Annotated in this window: 17 protein-coding genes; 11 read left to right on the top strand and 6 right to left on the bottom strand. The window is 66.9% G+C overall.

All coding sequences use genetic code 11. The features are described from left to right. The 5 genes from L995_RS09795 to L995_RS09815 all read left to right on the top strand — a co-directional run. Positions 1-783: HpcH/HpaI aldolase/citrate lyase family protein (locus tag L995_RS09795; protein WP_047471272.1), on the top strand; the 783-nt coding region annotated here is incomplete at its 5' end. A 31-nt stretch (positions 784-814) separates the two neighbouring features. Continuing rightward, a complete protein-coding gene (locus tag L995_RS09800) occupies positions 815-1396 on the top strand; it encodes a hypothetical protein (RefSeq protein WP_016450203.1) in 582 nt (193 codons plus the stop codon). A gap of 63 nt (positions 1397-1459) precedes the next feature. Beyond that, entirely contained in the window at positions 1460-4051 is a 2592-nt protein-coding gene (gene acnB / locus L995_RS09805) for a bifunctional aconitate hydratase 2/2-methylisocitrate dehydratase (RefSeq protein ID WP_047471275.1), read from the top strand. Positions 4052-4198: 147 nt separating this feature from the next. Then, the gene (locus L995_RS09810; RefSeq protein WP_012204354.1) at positions 4199-4450 is read left to right on the top strand and encodes an antitoxin; all 252 of its coding nucleotides are present in this window, start codon (positions 4199-4201) and stop codon (positions 4448-4450) included. After that, the gene (locus L995_RS09815; RefSeq protein ID WP_047471277.1) at positions 4447-4758 is read left to right on the top strand and encodes a type II toxin-antitoxin system RelE/ParE family toxin; all 312 of its coding nucleotides are present in this window, start codon (positions 4447-4449) and stop codon (positions 4756-4758) included. The genes L995_RS09810 and L995_RS09815 overlap by 4 nt, the downstream gene beginning before the upstream one ends. Before the next feature lie 163 nt (positions 4759-4921). Here the strand turns inward: L995_RS09815 and L995_RS09820 are convergent, their stop codons facing one another. The 3 genes from L995_RS09820 to L995_RS09830 are packed head-to-tail and all read right to left on the bottom strand — an operon-like array spanning position 4922 to position 6520. Then, positions 4922-5125, bottom strand: a complete 204-nt coding sequence (locus L995_RS09820) for a hypothetical protein (RefSeq protein WP_047471279.1) — start codon at positions 5123-5125, stop codon at positions 4922-4924. Next, a complete protein-coding gene (locus L995_RS09825; RefSeq protein WP_047471281.1) occupies positions 5122-5646 on the bottom strand; it encodes a zeta toxin family protein in 525 nt (174 codons plus the stop codon). Before L995_RS09825 ends, L995_RS09820 begins: the two co-directional genes overlap by 4 nt. A 43-nt stretch (positions 5647-5689) precedes the next feature. Continuing rightward, positions 5690-6520 (bottom strand): helix-turn-helix domain-containing protein, encoded by an 831-nt coding sequence (locus tag L995_RS09830; protein ID WP_047471283.1) that lies wholly within the window; start codon positions 6518-6520, stop codon positions 5690-5692. A 131-nt stretch (positions 6521-6651) separates the two neighbouring features. Here L995_RS09830 and L995_RS09835 point away from each other — a divergent pair, with 131 nt between their 5' ends. Continuing rightward, positions 6652-7074, top strand: a complete 423-nt coding sequence (locus L995_RS09835; RefSeq protein WP_047471285.1) for a hypothetical protein — start codon at positions 6652-6654, stop codon at positions 7072-7074. A 174-nt stretch (positions 7075-7248) separates the two neighbouring features. On the opposite strand, the gene L995_RS09840 is transcribed toward L995_RS09835, so the two are convergent. Then, entirely contained in the window at positions 7249-7521 is a 273-nt protein-coding gene (locus tag L995_RS09840) for a hypothetical protein (RefSeq protein WP_016450207.1), read from the bottom strand. Positions 7522-7975: 454 nt separating this feature from the next. Between L995_RS09840 and L995_RS09845 the strand changes: the two genes are divergently transcribed. After that, the gene (locus L995_RS09845; protein ID WP_016450208.1) at positions 7976-8395 is read left to right on the top strand and encodes a hypothetical protein; all 420 of its coding nucleotides are present in this window, start codon (positions 7976-7978) and stop codon (positions 8393-8395) included. Positions 8396-8574: 179 nt separating this feature from the next. Continuing rightward, positions 8575-11460: an aconitate hydratase gene (locus L995_RS09850; protein ID WP_047471287.1), complete on the top strand. Its 2886-nt coding sequence runs from the start codon at positions 8575-8577 to the stop codon at positions 11458-11460. 142 nt (positions 11461-11602) lie between these two features. Here L995_RS09850 and L995_RS09855 read toward each other — a convergent pair whose 3' ends face one another. Next, entirely contained in the window at positions 11603-12502 is a 900-nt protein-coding gene (locus L995_RS09855) for a LysR family transcriptional regulator (RefSeq protein WP_047471289.1), read from the bottom strand. 136 nt (positions 12503-12638) lie between these two features. Here L995_RS09855 and L995_RS09860 point away from each other — a divergent pair, with 136 nt between their 5' ends. The 3 genes from L995_RS09860 to L995_RS09870 all read left to right on the top strand — a co-directional run bounded on the left by L995_RS09860 (position 12639) and on the right by L995_RS09870 (position 16557). Further along, on the top strand, positions 12639-14342 hold the full coding sequence (locus L995_RS09860; RefSeq protein WP_047471291.1) for an acyl-CoA dehydrogenase family protein: 1704 nt from the start codon (positions 12639-12641) through the stop codon (positions 14340-14342). Between the two features lie 75 nt (positions 14343-14417). Then, positions 14418-15422, top strand: coding sequence for a Bug family tripartite tricarboxylate transporter substrate binding protein (locus L995_RS09865; protein ID WP_016450211.1), 1005 nt, complete (start codon positions 14418-14420; stop codon positions 15420-15422). Positions 15423-15435: 13 nt separating this feature from the next. Continuing rightward, entirely contained in the window at positions 15436-16557 is a 1122-nt protein-coding gene (locus L995_RS09870) for a CaiB/BaiF CoA transferase family protein (protein ID WP_047471293.1), read from the top strand. 14 nt (positions 16558-16571) lie between these two features. On the opposite strand, the gene L995_RS09875 is transcribed toward L995_RS09870, so the two are convergent. Continuing rightward, on the bottom strand, positions 16572-16936 hold a 365-nt coding region (locus tag L995_RS09875; protein ID WP_047471296.1), incomplete at its 5' end, for a GDYXXLXY domain-containing protein.

Here is a 16936-nt window from a genome sequence, read left to right on the forward strand (position 1 = left end):
CTGGTGGCCTCGCTGGCGCGCGATGCCGCGCCCGGCGCCCGCGTGGCTGCGCGCGTGCATGCCGTGGACCACGCCAGTTTCGCGCAGGACCTGGACATCATCGTCGGCGAGGCCGGCGACCGCCTGTGCCACCTCATGCTGCCCAAGGTGGAAAGCGTGGACGACGTGCTGCTGGCCGAGCGGCATCTGGGCCGACTGGGCTGCCGCGAACTGCCGCTGCATGTGCTCATCGAGTCGCCCGCCGCCGTGCACCGTGCCTTCGACATCGCCGCACACCCGCGCGTGCAGAGCATTTCCTTCGGCCTGATGGACTTCGTCTCGGCCCATGGCGGCGCGATTCCCGCCTCGGCCATGGGCTCGGCCGGCCAGTTCGACCATCCGCTGGTCGTGCGTGCCAAGCTGGAGATCGCAGCTGCCTGCCACGCGCACGGCAAGGTGCCTTCGCACTGCGTGGTCACCGAATTCAGGAATCCACAGGCGCTGCAGGCCGCTGCCACACAGGCGTCACGGCGGCTCGGCTATACCCGCATGTGGAGCATCCACCCGGACCAGATCCGTCCCATCCTCGCCGCGTTCGCGCCCCAGGCCGACGAAGTGGCGCAGGCCGCACAAATACTTACCGCCGCCGAGGCCGCCGACTGGGCGCCCGTCAGCGTGGATGGTGTATTACATGACCGGGCGAGCTACCGCTACTTCTGGCAGTTGCTCACACGTGCCCACCAGACCGGCCAGGCGCTGCCCCCGCAGGTGCAGCCCTGGTTTGCATCAGAATCACTTGCTTAGCCCACACCGGGAATTTGCAGGAGCCCAACGTATGAAGACAGCTATCGCCTCCATCCTGATCGCAGCCCCCTTGCTGGCCATGGGCCTGGGCGCCAGCGCCGCCGAACCTGCCAAGAAGGCTCCGGCCAAGGCCGCCGCCAAGCCTGCGGTCAAGAAGGCTCCCGCCAAGAAGGCCACCGCGGCCAAGGCCGCTGCCGGCGCTGCCGCAGTCGGCGGTGCGGCGGCCGTGGCAGCTGCTGCCCAGCAGCCGCTGTCCGCCGAAGACCTGGCCATCTCGGAGCGCGTGCACACCGGCCGCATTCCCTGCGAGCTGGGCGCCTTCGTCAATGTGACGGCCGACCAGTCCAACCCCGGCTACTTCAACATCGACGGCAAGGGCTTCAAGTACCACATGGCGCCCGTCAAGACCTCGACCGGCACCGTGCGCCTGGAAGACAAGCATGCCGGCGCCGTCTGGCTGCAGATCGCCAACAAGTCCATGCTCATGAACCAGAAGGTCGGCCAGCGCCTGGCCGACGAATGCATGAGCCCTGACCAGCTTCAGGTGGCCGAGGCCATCAAGAAGAACCCGCCTCCCAGCCTGCTGGAAGCACCCAAGCCCGCCGGCCAGTAATCCAGGCCCGGACCTGAGCGTCCCGCAAGCAGCCCCACTTTAGAAAACCATGGAGAGAGAATCATGTTGAAAGCCTACCGTGACCACGTGGCCGAACGCGCCGCGCTCGGTATCCCCCCGCTGCCGCTGGATGCCAAGCAGGTTGCCGAACTGATCGAGCTGATCAAGAACCCGCCCGCTGGCGAGGACGCCTTCCTGCTCGACCTGCTCACGCACCGCGTTCCTCCGGGCGTGGACGATGCCGCCAAGGTCAAGGCCAGCTTCCTGGCAGCCGTGGCCCACGGTGACATCCAGGTGGCTCTCATCTCCAAGGCCAAGGCCACCGAGCTGCTGGGCACCATGGTGGGCGGCTACAACGTGCATCCCCTGATCGAGCTGCTGGACGACGCCGAAGTCGCCGGCGTCGCTGCCGACGCGCTGAAGAAGACGCTGCTGATGTTCGACTTCTTCAACGACGTGGCCACCAAGGCCAAGGCCGGCAACGCCAAGGCCCAGGAAGTCATGCAGAGCTGGGCCGACGCCGAGTGGTTCACCTCGCGCCCCGAAGTGGACAAGAAGATCACCGTCACCGTCTTCAAGGTGCCCGGCGAGACCAACACCGACGACCTGTCGCCTGCACCCGATGCCTGGAGCCGTCCAGACATCCCGCTGCACTACCTGGCCATGCTCAAGAACACCCGTCCCGACGCGGCCTTCAAGCCCGAGGAAGACGGCAAGCGCGGCCCGATGCAGTTCATCGACGACCTCAAGAAGAAGGGCCACCTGGTCGCCTACGTGGGCGACGTGGTCGGCACCGGCTCCTCGCGCAAGTCGGCCACCAACTCCATCGTCTGGGCCACGGGCCAGGACATCCCCTTCGTGCCCAACAAGCGCTTCGGCGGCGTGACCCTGGGCGGCAAGATCGCTCCCATCTTCTTCAACACGCAGGAAGATTCGGGCTCGCTGCCCATCGAAGTCGATGTCACCAAGCTGGAGATGGGCGACGTCATCGACGTGCTGCCCTATGACGGCAAGCTGGTCAAGAACGGCGAAACCGTCGCCGAGTTCCAGCTCAAGAGCGACGTGCTGTTCGACGAAGTGCGCGCCGGCGGCCGCATCAACCTGATCATCGGCCGCTCGCTGACCGCCAAGGCCCGCGAATTCCTGGGCCTGTCCGCATCCACCGTGTTCCGCCTGCCCCAGGCGCCCGCTGCTTCGAACGCCGGCTTCACGCTGGCCCAGAAGATGGTCGGCCGCGCCGTCGGCCTGCCGGAAGGCCAGGGCGTGCGCCCCGGTACCTACTGCGAGCCGCGCATGACCACCGTGGGTTCGCAGGACACCACCGGCCCCATGACCCGCGACGAGCTCAAGGACCTGGCCTGCCTGGGCTTTTCGGCCGACATGGTCATGCAGTCCTTCTGCCACACGGCTGCCTACCCCAAGCCCGTGGACGTCAAGACCCACCGCGAGCTGCCTGCCTTCATCAGCAACCGCGGCGGCGTGGCCCTGCGTCCCGGTGACGGCGTGATCCACTCCTGGCTCAACCGCCTGCTGCTGCCCGACACCGTGGGCACGGGCGGCGACTCGCACACGCGCTTCCCCATCGGCATCTCCTTCCCTGCAGGTTCCGGCCTGGTGGCCTTCGGCGCCGCCACGGGCGTGATGCCCCTGGACATGCCCGAGTCCGTGCTCGTGCGCTTCAAGGGCGAAATGCAGCCCGGCGTCACCCTGCGTGACCTGGTGCATGCCATTCCCCTGTACGCCATCAAGGCAGGCGCACTGACCGTGGCCAAGGCCGGCAAGAAGAACATCTTCTCGGGCCGCATCCTGGAAATCGAAGGCCTGCCCGACCTGAAGGTGGAGCAAGCTTTCGAGCTGTCCGACGCCTCTGCCGAGCGCTCGGCTGCCGGCTGCACGATCAAGCTCAACCCCGAGCCGATCAAGGAGTACCTGACCTCGAACATCGTTCTGATGAAGAACATGATCGCCGACGGCTACGCCGACGCCAAGACGCTGCAGCGCCGCATCGAGAAGGTCGAAGCCTGGCTGGCCAAGCCCGACCTGCTCGAAGCCGACAAGGACGCCGAATACGCTGCCGTGTTCGAGATCGACCTGGCCGACATCAAGGAACCCATCGTCTGCTGCCCCAACGATCCCGATGACGCCAAGTTCCTGTCCGAAGTGGCCGGCACCAAGATCGATGAAGCCTTCATCGGTTCGTGCATGACCAACATCGGCCACTTCCGCGCAGCAGCCAAGCTGCTGGGCGGCCAGCGCGACATCCCCGTCAAGCTGTGGGTGGCTCCGCCCACCAAGATGGACCAGAACGAGCTGATCAAGGAAGGCCACTACGCCGCCTTCGGCACGGCCGGTGCCCGCACCGAAATGCCGGGCTGCTCGCTGTGCATGGGCAACCAGGCCCAGGTCCGCGAAGGCGCGACGGTGATCTCCACCTCGACCCGCAACTTCCCCAACCGCCTGGGCAAGAACACCAACGTGTTCCTGGGCTCGGCCGAGCTGGCTGCCATCGCATCGCGCCTGGGCAAGCTGCCCACCAAGGAGGAATACCTCAAGGAAATGGGCGTGATCGATGCCGACAAGTCCAGCGTCTACCGCTACATGAACTTCGACCAGATCGAAGAGTACGCGGACGTGGCCAGGGGCGTGAGCGCCTGAGTCCGGCCTGATCCGGCTCCATGAGCAAAGCCCGCTTCGGCGGGCTTTGTCTTTTGCGATGGGTCTGTCTGGGCATCTGGCATGTCCGCAAGCATGCTTTTGAGCATGTGCTAACGTGGAAACCAAGTGAACCAGTGGAGCCTCGCCATGAGCCGCCTGACCATCGACATGACCCCGCAGCAGCACCAAAGCCTCCAGGCGTCTGCTGCTTTACAAGGCAAAACGATCGAGCAATACACGCTTGAGCGGCTGTTTCCCGGCGACGCGGACGCCGGTCAGGCGTGGCAGGAACTGGCGGCCGTGCTGGGAGAGCGCATCAATGAAGGACTTGCTGGCAAGGTCTCCGGCAAGAGCATTGGAGAGATTCTTGATGAAGAGCTGGGCGAGGGGCGGCGTTGAGACACTACCGGCTCACCGCTGCGGCAGAGGCCGACCTGCGCGGCATCATCCGCCATACGCGCAGGCAATGGGGCGATGAACAGGTAAGGCAATACATCAGTGCATTGGAGCGTGGGATTGCCGGCCTGGTGGCAGGAAAGGCAGGCTTCAAGGACCTCGGCGAAGTCTTCCCCGGCTTGCGCGTGGCCCGTTGCGAACATCACCATGTGTTTTGCCTGCTGCGCGAAGATGCGCCCGCCTTGGTGGTCGCCATACTGCACGAGCGCATGGATTTGATGGCGCGGCTTGCCGACAGGCTCAAGCCTTGAGGCAGTGCACGCTGGAGTCTCGATTCCAAGAGTACGCGGACGTGGCCAAGGGCGTGAGCGCCTGAGTCCAGCCTGATCCGGCTCCATGAGCAAAGCCCGCCTTGGCGGGCTTTTTGGTGACTGTGGCCTTGCCGTGCCCATCGCACTCGCCGGTTGAGTGGATTCAGCCCGGCTGCTTTTCCGTGCTTTCGGCGCTCTGCCGCAGCTCCTGCGCCGATACGTGCACGATTTGCCCATCACGCACGATGACGATGCCGGTATCCGTCTGGATGGCTGTCTTGCGGGCCAGCGCAGCGGCGCGCTGCAACGCAGCCATCGATGCGCGCAGGTCGGGGTTCTTGGCTGTGGAAATGTCGGGTGTCTTCATGTGTTCTCTCTCCATTCGAGCAGCACTGGCATGGCTCCCGCATTGTCGTACAAAGCCCATGTATCGACTTTGGCCTTGTAGTGCTGGTCGAAATTGGATCGTCCGGCGGCAAAACGGCGGCGGATGACTGGCTCTGGGATGTCATGCCCGCCCTGGCTCACACGCTCCGCAACGCGATCCACAGCGGCCTGCGCGTTGGGCAAGGCCAGAAAGTACAGATCAACGCGGTAGCCCTGCGAGCGCCAATGGTCGATATGCCGCAGGTAGCCCAGGCCTGAAAGAGTGGTCTCGAAAGCAAAGCTGTCACCACGATCAGCGCAAGCGGCCATTTCGTCCAGCATCAAGCGTCCTGCCTTGATGGCGGCCGCCTCTGGTGCGAAGGGGGATAGTCCAGCCGCGATCAGGTCTGCATTGATGAAGCGGGGGCACTGAGCCTCCTGTGGCAGGAAAGAGCGGGCGAACGTGGTTTTACCCGCACCGTTGGGGCCCGCAATGATGATGATTTTCTTGTCCATAGGCATGGTCTTTCGCTCCACCTCGCCCCTGCGGCGAAAGCGGGCTCTTTCACGGGTGCGTTGCAGTTCCTGATCTCAATTGGCTCAGCAACACTTGGGTTGCGGTATCCGCCGGAAAGAACGACTCCACGGCCAGCTCCTGCAGCGTCACATCCACCGGCGTGCCGAAGATGGTGATGGTGCTGATGAAGTTCAGCCGGCCATGGTCGGTGTCCAGCGCGAAGGGCACGGCAATGTGGCTGGCAGGTGCTGCGCCATGTGAGTCCGCTTCATCTTCCTTGAACGGGTAGGCGGCAATCTCGTCGTGCAGCGCCTGCAACTGCGCATCCGACGTGGCGGCAATCTGCTGCTGCAGGCGGTGCAGCAGATGCGCGCGCCAATGGGCTGCATTGGCCAGGCGCGGGCCCAGGCCTTCGGGGTGCAGGCTCAGGCGCAGCACATTGACGGGCGGCTCCAGCAGCCAGGGCGCCACGCCGGCCAGCAGCAGCGGCACGATGGCGTTGGCGGCCACCAGGTTCCAGTGACGGTCCACGGCCAGGGCGGGATTGGGTTCGTGGCCCTTGAGCACCAGGTCCACGGCCTGGCGCGCGGCGGCCAGATCCGGGTGGTCCAGCGGCCGGGCCTGGTACATGGGGGCGTAGCCTGCGGCCACCAGCAGGGCATTGCGCTCGCGCAGCAGCACGCCCAGGCGCTCGACCAGGCGCAGCACCATCTCGCGGCTGGGCTGGGCGCGGCCGGTTTCCACATAGCTCAGGTGGCGTGTGGAGATCTCGGCCTCCAGCGCCAGGCCCTGCTGGCTCAGGCGGCGGTGCTGGCGCCAGTGGCGCAGATGGTCGCCGAAGGGCGAGCGCGCGGACGGTGGATGGGCGGTGGAGGTCATGGTCCGCATCGTAGCGGCGGGGCTGGCGTGGCGGCCATGACCTGCGAGGTTATCGACCCTGTGCAGCCTGCGGCGGACCATGCAGTCCATGGCATGCACGGTGTGTGCCTGTTGCTCTCAAGGAGTTCGCCATGTCGATGTTCGCTTCCCCCCGTTTCCTGCCCCGCGTGATGTGGGCCGATGCTGCTTCCTGCGCCGCCTCGGGCGCCTTGCAACTGGTGGCGGGGCAGCCGCTGTCGGATGTGACGGGGTTGCCTCTGGCGCTGCTGCAGTCCACAGGCTGGTTTTTGCTGGGCTATGCGCTGCTGGCTGCGTGGATGGCGGCGCGCTCGCCTGTGCCGCGGCGGTTGATCGGGCTGGTGGTTTTGGGGAATTTGGGGTGGGCTGTGGGCTGTGTTGCGCTGTTGGCGTTTGGTGGGTTGGGGTTGTCTGCCTGGGGGGTGGCGTGGGTGTTGGCTCAGGCGTTGGTGGTTGTGGTGTTGGCTGAGTTGCAGTGGACTGGGTTGCGGCGCACGCGTGCTGTGGTTGGCGGTGCGCGTGTTGCCATGTCATGACTACAGCGGGCTTGTTTTGACCCTGCGGGCCGTTGTTTTTCGAGGCCGGGTCTCGGCCCGGCAGCCGACTGCCCTTTCTTGATTCGCCAAGAAAGGTCAGATCAAAGAAGGCGGCCCGACGCAGGCGCTGGCATACGGGGAGCTGGTGCGGGCCTTTGCTGCGCTCGGCCGGGTTCAGGGGACTGCGCTGCTTTTGACGTGGTGGGAGCAGCCCACGGCGACGACTTCGCCGCTGGTTTCGCTGGCCAGCATGTCGGCGCTGTTGCGGATGGTGCGCAGGGCGCTGGCGAGCACCTCCAGGCGGTTGCTGGTCTCGGGCGTTTCCAGCCACAGCAGGGCCATGCGGGAGAGTGCCGAGATCTCGGCACAGCCTTGCTGCACCAGGCGGTCCACCTCGGTCACGACCTGGGTGAAATGCTCGGCGCTGGGTGGGGGTCTGGGTGTCATGGCTCGGCTCTCCATGCAAAGGTGAGGCGGGCCATCGAGATGGATGCGATGTACATGGTTCCGTGCTCCTATTCGAGACTGAACCACCAGGCCGGGTTTTCAAGCACAGCAATGGTGGACGGGATGTTGAAAACACGAGAATAGTCGTGCGGGCAGCCTTGCGGTGAGCCCCATCCCGTCCCAAACCGTTCGGATGCAGGCAAGCGCCCACGATCCAAGCAAATCAGACGTGACAAGGCCTCGCTATCGGGGAGGCCGCTCCGCTATTCTTCAAAGGTGTTTTCAAGCACCGGCCCCGTGACAGGGGGCTGGTGCGGATTGTGGCATAGCGACTGGAGTTGCTCCAGCGGGGCTGGCATGACCTGGCAGGTCATGGACGCGGGGGGCGGTGGCGGCGGAGCATCGGCAGGGCCGGCTTGCGAGGTGCATGCCCGGCAATCCACAAGGAGTGCTGATGCCGATGTTTTCCCATGCCCGTTTCCTGCCCCGCACCCTGTGGGCCGACGCCATCTGCTGTGCCGCTGCCGGTGCTGTGCAACTGGCCTTCGCGCAGCCACTGGCCGTTGTCACGGGGTTGCCGCAGGCGCTGCTGCTGGGCACGGGGTGCTTCTTGCTGGCCTGGGCTTGCGTGGCTGGCTGGGGCGCGTGCCGCATGCCGCGCAGCCGGGGGCTGGTGGCCATTGCCGTGTTCGGCAACTTCGGCTGGGCCCTGGCCTGCGGGGTTGTGCTGTACAGCGGCGTGCTGGAGCCTGCGCCCGCAGGCTGGGCATGGGTGCTGGGCCAGGCGGCCATCGGCGTGGCGCTGGGCGATCTGCAGTGCGCGGGGTTGTGGCGCAGCAGGGCTTCGCTGGCCGGTTCGATGACAGCCCTGTGAAAGCCTGCCGCTTTTTCCGCGCGGACAGCGTTGTCCGCGTGTGACTATCGCCAATGGACCACAGCATCCGCGGGCACTTCTGGGCACAATGGAAATCAGAGTCTTGGTGCATGCCCAGCAGCCCGGAAAAAAAGGCGGCGCGCATGTGCCTTCCCAGAGTTTCATCCAGGAGTCTCACGATGCGCCACGAATATGAAAACACCCTCAAGACCTTTGCTGCGGCGGGGGGCAAGAAGGGCAAGTTCTTTTCCCTGCCTGAACTGGCAAGGCAATATCCACAGGTCCGGCGATTGCCCGTGTCGTTGCGCATCGTGCTGGAGTCCGTGCTGCGCAACTGCGATGGCAACAAGGTGACGCGCGAGCATGTGGAGCAGCTGGCGAACTGGAAGCCCCAGGCCGAGCGCGTGGACGAGATCCCCTTCGTGGTATCTCGCGTGGTGCTGCAGGATTTCACGGGCGTGCCGCTGCTGGCCGACCTGGCCGCCATGCGCAGCACGGCCGCCAGGCTGGGCAAGAAGCCCAAGTCCATCGAGCCGCTGGTGCCCGTGGACCTGGTGGTGGACCACTCCATCATGGTGGACTACTTCGGCACCAAGAAGGCGCTGGACCTGAACATGAAGCTGGAGTTCCAGCGCAACAAGGAGCGCTACCAGTTCATGAAGTGGGGCATGCAGGCCTTCGACACCTTCGGCGTGGTGCCTCCGGGCTTCGGCATCGTCCACCAGGTGAACCTGGAGTACCTGGCGCGCGGCGTGCACAAGACCAAGGACGGCGTGCATTACCCCGACACCCTGGTGGGCACGGACAGCCACACGACCATGATCAACGGCATCGGCGTGGTGGGCTGGGGCGTGGGCGGCATCGAGGCCGAGGCCGCCATGCTGGGCCAGCCCGTGTACTTCCTCACGCCCGATGTGGTGGGCTTCGAGCTGTCGGGCCAGCTGCGCGAGGGCGTGACGGCCACGGACCTGGTGCTGTCGGTGACCGAGATCCTGCGCCGCGAGAAGGTGGTGGGCAAGTTCGTGGAGTTCTTCGGCGAAGGCACGCGCACCCTGGCGCTGCCCGACCGCGCCACCATCGGCAACATGGCGCCCGAGTACGGCGCCACCATGGGTTTTTTCCCCGTCGATGAAAAGACCATCGACTACTTCAGGGGCACGGGCCGCAGCAAGGCCGAGATCGAGGCCTTCGAGGGCTATTTCCGCGCACAGGAACTGTTCGGCGTGCCGGCCGCCGGCGAGATCGACTACTCGCATGTGGTGCGCCTGGACCTGGGCACGGTGGCGCCCAGCCTGGCCGGACCCAAGCGCCCGCAGGACCGCATCGAGCTGGGCAATGTGTCGTCCAAGTTCGATGAGCTGTTCAGCGCCCCTGCTGCGCACAACGGGTTCAACCAGCCGATCGAACGGCTGGGCCGGAGCTTTCCCGTAGGCGGTGGCGGCGAGGGCGAGGTGGCGCCCGAGACGCCGGCCCATCCGCCGGGCGCGCAGCGCTCGCTGGCCGAGATGGAGGCCAACAAGCCCAAGCTGGAGGCCGCCCACAGCGAGGCGCCGGTCGATGCCCCAACGCCACCCAAGCGCCTGAGCATCGCCAACGGCGACGTGCTGATTGCCGCCATCACCAGCTGCACCAACACCTCCAACCCCAGCGTGATGCTGGCCGCCGGCCTGCTGGCCAAGAAGGCGGTGAAGGCCGGGCTCACGGTGCAGCCGCACATCAAGACCTCTCTGGCGCCGGGCTCGCGCGTGGTGACCGAGTATTTGACCGAGGCCGGCCTGCTGCCCTACCTGGAAAAGCTGGGCTTTGCGCTGGCCGGCTACGGCTGCACCACCTGCATCGGCAACGCGGGCGACCTCACGCCGGAGCTCAACGAGGCCATCACCAGCAACGACCTGGTCTGCGCGGCCGTGCTGTCGGGCAACCGCAACTTCGAGGCGCGCATCCACCCCAACATCAAGGCCAACTTCCTGGCCAGCCCGCCCCTGGTCGTGGCCTATGCCATTGCCGGCACGGTGCGCCGCGACCTGATGACCGAGCCCGTGGGCCAGGGCAAGAACGGCCGTGACATCTACCTGGGCGACATCTGGCCGACCAGCGAAGAGATCCACGCGCTGATGAAGTACGCCATGAACGGCAAGGCCTTCCGCGAGAACTACGAGAAGGTGCGCTCCGAGCCCGGCAAGCTCTGGGAAAAGATCCACGGCGTGACGGGCGCCACCTATACCTGGCCCGAGAGCACCTACATTGCCGAGCCGCCGTTCTTCGACGGCTTCCGGCTTGAGCTGGAAGCGCCTGCCGCCGGTGCTGCCGGCGCCGAGGGCTCCAACCCCTACGTGGTGCACGGCGCGCGCGTGATGGCGCTGTTCGGCGACTCCATCACCACCGACCACATCTCGCCGGCCGGCTCCATCAAGGAAAGCTCGCCCGCAGGCCAGTGGCTGCTGGCCCACGGCGTGCAAAAGGCCGACTTCAACAGCTACGGCTCGCGGCGCGGCAACCATGAGGTGATGATGCGCGGCACCTTTGCCAACGTGCGCATCAAGAACCTGATGATTCCCGCGCAGGCCGATGGCTCGCGCGAGGAGGGCGGCCTGACGCTGTACCGCGACGGCACGGGCCAGGTCACCAAGATGCCCATCTACGACGCGGCCATGAAGTACCAGGCCGAGGGCCGTGCCACCGTGATCTTTGCAGGCGAGGAATACGGCACGGGATCGAGCCGTGACTGGGCCGCCAAGGGCACGCAGCTGCTGGGCATCAAGGCCGTGGTGGCGCGCAGCTTCGAGCGCATCCACCGCTCCAACCTGGTGGGCATGGGCGTGTTGCCGCTGCAGTTCCTGGGCACGGACAGCTGGCAGACCCTGGGCCTGACGGGCGAGGAGTTCGTGGAAGTGATTCCCGCCGCCGACCTGGCACCGCAAAGCGAGGCCCAGCTGGTGATCACGCGTGCCGACGGCAGCAAGCAGACCGTGGTGGTCAAGCTGCGCATCGACACGCCCATCGAGGTGGACTACTACCGGCACGGCGGCATCCTGCCGTACGTTCTCAGGCAGCTCCTGGAATGAAGTTGGAAACCCCGTGAGCCGCTATGCGGCTTCCCCCTGCAAGGGGGACGACACCCTGGCGGCGGGGCGGCCCTTGCTCGGTGTCCCTCGCTTTTGGGTCACGCCGGTTTTGGACAGAGTGAACTGAGCAAGGGTGTGGCGTTTAGGGCTGCTGCCCCAGCCTGCCCACGCTGTCGCGCAGGTGGGCCAGCAGCGATTCGACCAGGGGCTGCACATGGCCCGGGTGCCACATGGCCTGCATCTGCGACTGCGGGTGCCGGCCCTGGATGGGCACGAAGGCCAGCCCCGGAAAGCCCACGCGCTGCAGGCAGGACGGAACCAGGGACACGCCCTGGCCCAGCGACACCATGGACAGCACCGACAGCCAGTGCCGCACCTCGTGGTGCAGCTCGGGCGTGAAGCCCTCGCTCTGGCAGATCTGCCATATCTGCTGGTGGTAGTCGGGCGAGACCTGGCGCGAGAACAGCACCATGCGTTCGCCCGCCAGCTGGCGCACCTGCAGCTTGCGCAGTCCGGCCAGCGCGTGGCTGTCCGGCAGGCAGGCCATGAACGGCTCGCTCACCAGGGTGTGTGATTGCAGGCCTGGCGCGGGGCGCGTGGCGTGCAGCAGGCCCAGGTCCAGCCGCTCCTGCTGCAGGCCGGCGATCTGCTCTGCGCTGTTGAGCTCCAGCATGTCGATGCGCACCAGCGGGTGCCGGGCGCGAAAGCTCTCCAGCGCCTCGGGCAGCCCGCGGTAGATGGCCGAACCCACAAAGCCCAGCCGGATGCGGCCCTGCACGCCGTCGGCGATGGCGCGCATGTCCTGGCGCACGCGCTGGGCCTGCTCCATGATGTCCTGGGCCTGCACGCGCAGGTGCTTGCCGGCGGCCGTGAGCCGCACCTCCTTGCTGGTGCGCTCGAACAGCTGGGCGCCCAACTCCTCCTCCAGCTGGCGGATGGCCACGCTCAGCGGCGGCTGGGAGATGGACAGGCGCTGGGCTGCGCGGCTGAAGTGCAGCTCCTCGGCCAGCACCAGAAAGTACCTCAGTTGTCTCAGCTCCATGGCGTTCTATCCGGTTTGACTATTGATCAATACGTTATCGATATTTGACTCGAATAGAACTGTTTCCAAGAATGGGGGCATCCCCAAGACCCGGAGCCCATGCGCCCGGGCCCGGTTCCCGCACAGGAGACAGACCATGAACCCCGAACCGCAGGCGCTGGCCGCCATGCAGTCTTCCCCCGCCCAGGCTTTCCAGGCCGTGCCCGACCGCCACGGCAGCAACCTGTACACCACCGATTCGCAGTTGCAGCCGCTGTTGGCGCTGTACCTGCCGCCCGAGGTGAACGCGCACCTGCAGCCCCATCTGGAGCGCATGGGTGCCCTGGCCGGCCGCGAACTCGATGAATGGGCGCTGACCGCCGACCGCAACCCGCCCGAGCTGGAGCACCGCGACCGTACGGGGCGCGATGCGCAGCGCATAGTCAAGCACCCGGCCTATGTGGAGATGGAGCGCATTGCCTATGGCGAGTTCGGCCTGGCCATCATGTCGCACCGCACGGGCGTGCTGGGCTGGGATGGCAAGCTGCCGCCGCTGGCCAAGTACGCGCTGACCTATCTGTTCGTGCAGGCCGAGTTCGGCCTGTGCTGCCCGCTGTCCATGACCGACTCGCTGGCGCGCACGCTGCGCAAGTACGGCGAGCCGGCCCTGGTCGAAAAGTACTGGCCGCGCATGACGCAGCTGCGCTTCGAGGACCAGGCCCAGGGCGCCATGTTCATGACCGAGCAGGCGGCCGGCTCCGACATCTCCAACACCCAGACGCTGGCTCGCCCGGCCGCCGACGGCAGCTGGCGCCTGTCCGGCGACAAGTGGTTCTGCTCCAACCCCGATGCCGACTTCGCCATGGTGCTGGCGCGCGTGGAAGGCGCGCCAGCGGGCATGAAGGGCATCTCGCTGTTCCTGCTGCCGCGCCGGCTGGACGATGGCTCGGCCAACCACTACCGCATCGTGCGCCTCAAGCACAAGCTGGGCACGCGCTCCATGGCCAGCGGCGAGATCGTGCTCGACGGCGCCGTCGCCTACCTGGTGGGCGAGCAGGGCCGGGGCTTCGTGCAGATGGCCGACATGGTGAACAACTCGCGCCTGTCCAACGGCGTGCGCTCGGCCGGGCTGATGCGCCGTGCCGTGGCCGAGGCCGAGTACGTGGCGCGCGAGCGCCGCGCCTTCGGCAAGGCCCTGCAGGACATGCCGCTGATGCAGCGCCAGCTCGACAAGCTGCGCATCTACTCCGAGCAGGCCCGCACCATGGTGCTGCAGACGGCCCAGGCGCTGCAGCGTTCGGACGCAGGCGAAGACGGCGCCTACGCGCTGCTGCGCATCCTCACGCCCATGATCAAGTTCCGCGCCTGCCGCGACGCGCGCAAGGTCACGGGCGACGCCATGGAAGTGCGCGGCGGATGCGGCTACATCGAGGAATGGAGCGATCCGCGCCTGGTGCGCGACTCCCACCTGGGATCGATCTGGGAAGGCACCAGCAACATCGTGGCGCTGGACGTGATCCGCGCCATCAAGCGAGAAGGCTCGCTGCCCGTGCTGTGCGACCACGCGGCCCAGCTGCTGGCCCAGACCGAGGCGGCCACGGAATTCAAGGCCGCGCTGTCGGCCAGCATGGACAAGGCTGCGGCCCTGGCCCTGCGCGCGGCCGAGGAGGGCGGTGACCGCCTGGCGCGCGCCGCCGCCTCGGGCCTGTACCACTGCTTCACGGCCACGGCCATGGCCTGGGAGGCCTCGTGCACCGGCAGCGCCGAGCGCATGCGCTGGGCCCAGCTGGTGCTGCTGCACCGCGTGCTGCCGCGCGACCCGCTGGCGGCAGGCGACCTGCCCGAAGGCTGGACACGCTGAGCCCATCGACCGCACCGACCCAGAACACACATCCCGTCCACAGGGATGACCGCACAAGTACCGGAGACAAACACCATGCCTTGCACTGACCCGAAGCCGTCCTTCCAGAAACGCCGATTCCTGTGCGCCTGTGCGCTCGCCGCCACCGCCGCGCTGCCGGCCGCCGCACTGGCCGAGCGCTTTCCCGAGCGGCCCATCAGCTTCGTCGTTCCCTTCCCGCCCGGCGGGCCTACGGACGCCATGGCACGCGTGCTGGCCACGGCGCTGACCGAGACGCTGGGCCAGAGCGTGATCGTGGAGAACAAGGCCGGCGCAGGCGGCAACATCGGCGCCGACTTCGTGGCCCGCGCCAGGCCGGACGGCTACACCATCATGTTCGGCACCTCGGGGCCGCTGGCCATCAACAAGCACCTGTACCGCAAGATCAACTACGACCCGCAGACCAGCTTCGCGCCCATCATCCGCGTGGGCCACCTGCCCAACGTGCTGGTGGTCAATCCGGCGACCAAGGCCACCACCGTGCAGGAGCTGATTGCGCAGGACAAGGCCAAGCCGGGCAGCCTGGACTATGCATCCTCGGGCAACGGTGCCTCCTCGCACCTGGCCGGCGTGCTGTTCAACAAGATGGCCGGCACCTCGCTGCAGCACATCCCCTACAAGGGCACGGGCCCGGCGCTCAACGACCTGCTGGCGGGGCAGGTGAACATGACCTTCACCGACATCCTCACCGCCATGCCCTACATCAAGGCCGGCAAGTTCAAGGCCATTGGCGTGGCCACGGAAAAGCGCTCCCAGGCCATGCCCGATATTCCCACCATCGCCGAGCAGGGCCTGCCCGGCTACGACGTGAGCGTGTTCTTCGGCGTGGTGGCACCTGCCGGCACGCCGGCCGACCGCATCGAGACGCTGAACGCGGCCTTCCGCAAGGCCCTGGGCAGCGAGCGCATCCGCAAGACCTTTGCCGACCAGGGGCTGGAGCCGGCTTCCGATCTTTCGCCAGCGGGGCTGTCGACCTTCATCGCGCAGGAAGTGACCAAGTGGAAGGCCGTGGTCGATGCCTCCGGCGCCAAGCTCGACTGACGAGAGTATCCCCATGAACACAAATCAACGGGCGGGAGCGCTCCAGGGCATCCGTGTCCTCGACCTCTCCCGCATTCTTGGTGGCCCGCTGTGCGGCCAGATCCTGGGCGACCACGGCGCCGACGTGCTCAAGGTGGAGCCGCCGCAGGGCGACGATACGCGCGCCTGGGGGCCGCCGTTCCAGGACGGAGTGTCCTCCTACTACCGGGGCCTGAACCGCAACAAGCGGCTGCAGTTCCTGGACCTGTCCCTGCCCGAAGGCCAGCAGGCCGTGCTGGCGCTGATGGGGCAGGCCGACGTGGTGGTGGAGAACTTCAAGATCGGCACCATGGAAAAGTGGGGCATTGGCTGGGAGCAGGTGCGCGAGCGCTTTCCGCGCCTCATCTGGTGCCGCGTCAGCGGCTTCGGCGCCGATGGTCCGCTGGGTGCCTGGCCCGGCTATGACGCGGCCATCCAGGCCATGACGGGGCTGATGAGCGTCAACGGCGAGGCCGGCGGCGATCCGCTGCGCGTGGGCCTGCCCGTGGTGGACATGGTCACGGGCATGAACGGCGTCATCGGCGTGCTGCTGGCGCTGCAGGAGCGCCAGCGCAGCGGCCTGGGCCAGCTGGTCGATGTCTCGCTGTACGACAGCGGCATCTCGCTGCTGCATCCGCATGCGGGCAACTGGTTCATGAGCGGCAGGACGCCAGGGCGCTCGGGCAACGCCCATCCCAACATCTATCCCTACGACAGCTTTGCCACGGGCACCACGCCGGTCTTCCTGGCCGTGGGCAACGACCGCCAGTTCCGCCTGCTGTGCGAGCACCTGGGATGCCCGCAACTGGTGGCCGACGAGCGCTTTGCCACGGCCGGCCAGCGCTCGCACCACCGCGATGCGCTCAAGCCGCTGCTGGAGCAGGCCCTGCAGTCCTGCGACGGCCCCGCCCTGGCCGATGCGCTGATGGCCATCGGCGTGCCCGCCGCACCCGTACTGGGCGTGGACGCGGCGCTCAACCACCCGCATACCCTGCACCGCGAGATGGTGGTGGAGATGGAGGGCGGCTACCGGGGCCTGGGCGCGCCCGTCAAGCTCAGCCGCACGCCGGCCAGCTACCGGCATGCGCCGCTGGCCGAGGGCGACAGTTTCGAGTGATTTGCGTGGTGCGCTCAGGGCACGATGGGGCGCAGTTGCGCGTCAGCCATGCCCACCAGCAGCGCACGCCCGTCGGGTTCCACGCGGAACTCGCCGTAGCGGGCCTGCTCCCAGCGCTGGCCATCGCCTTCGCGGAAGTACCAGGCATCCGTCACCAGCGTCCACCGGCCGCCGCGCGGGGTGAGTTCAAAGCGCTGTTCGCCGGGCGCCAGCGGCTCGCTGGCCGTGCCGGTGCGCAGCCACTGCACCACGCCCTGCTCATCGAGCTTGCCGATGGCGTAGAGGCGTCCGCTGCGCAGGTTCTCTTTCTCCACGTCCCTGTCCTCGGAAGGCAGGCGGAAGTTCAGGCGCATGTAGTCGCCCTGCATCAGGGAGCGCG

The sequence above is a fragment of the Delftia sp. ZNC0008 genome (assembly GCF_000799035.1).
In the GTDB taxonomy this organism is placed as follows: domain Bacteria; phylum Pseudomonadota; class Gammaproteobacteria; order Burkholderiales; family Burkholderiaceae_C; genus Comamonas; species Comamonas tsuruhatensis.

Excerpts from the sequence above, each read along its gene's own strand:
- L995_RS09800 (WP_016450203.1), top strand. The coding sequence starts at position 815 with ATGAAGACAGCTATCGCCTCCATCCTGATCGCAGCCCCCTTGCTGGCC.
- acnB (WP_047471275.1), top strand. The coding sequence starts at position 1,460 with ATGTTGAAAGCCTACCGTGACCACGTGGCCGAACGCGCCGCGCTCGGT.
- L995_RS09810 (WP_012204354.1), top strand. The coding sequence starts at position 4,199 with ATGAGCCGCCTGACCATCGACATGACCCCGCAGCAGCACCAAAGCCTC.
- L995_RS09820 (WP_047471279.1), bottom strand. The coding sequence starts at position 5,125 with ATGAAGACACCCGACATTTCCACAGCCAAGAACCCCGACCTGCGCGCA.
- L995_RS09825 (WP_047471281.1), bottom strand. The coding sequence starts at position 5,646 with ATGCCTATGGACAAGAAAATCATCATCATTGCGGGCCCCAACGGTGCG.
- L995_RS09830 (WP_047471283.1), bottom strand. The coding sequence starts at position 6,520 with ATGACCTCCACCGCCCATCCACCGTCCGCGCGCTCGCCCTTCGGCGAC.
- L995_RS09835 (WP_047471285.1), top strand. The coding sequence starts at position 6,652 with ATGTCGATGTTCGCTTCCCCCCGTTTCCTGCCCCGCGTGATGTGGGCC.
- L995_RS09840 (WP_016450207.1), bottom strand. The coding sequence starts at position 7,521 with ATGACACCCAGACCCCCACCCAGCGCCGAGCATTTCACCCAGGTCGTG.
- L995_RS09845 (WP_016450208.1), top strand. The coding sequence starts at position 7,976 with ATGCCGATGTTTTCCCATGCCCGTTTCCTGCCCCGCACCCTGTGGGCC.
- L995_RS09850 (WP_047471287.1), top strand. The coding sequence starts at position 8,575 with ATGCGCCACGAATATGAAAACACCCTCAAGACCTTTGCTGCGGCGGGG.
- L995_RS09855 (WP_047471289.1), bottom strand. The coding sequence starts at position 12,502 with ATGGAGCTGAGACAACTGAGGTACTTTCTGGTGCTGGCCGAGGAGCTG.
- L995_RS09860 (WP_047471291.1), top strand. The coding sequence starts at position 12,639 with ATGAACCCCGAACCGCAGGCGCTGGCCGCCATGCAGTCTTCCCCCGCC.
- L995_RS09865 (WP_016450211.1), top strand. The coding sequence starts at position 14,418 with ATGCCTTGCACTGACCCGAAGCCGTCCTTCCAGAAACGCCGATTCCTG.
- L995_RS09870 (WP_047471293.1), top strand. The coding sequence starts at position 15,436 with ATGAACACAAATCAACGGGCGGGAGCGCTCCAGGGCATCCGTGTCCTC.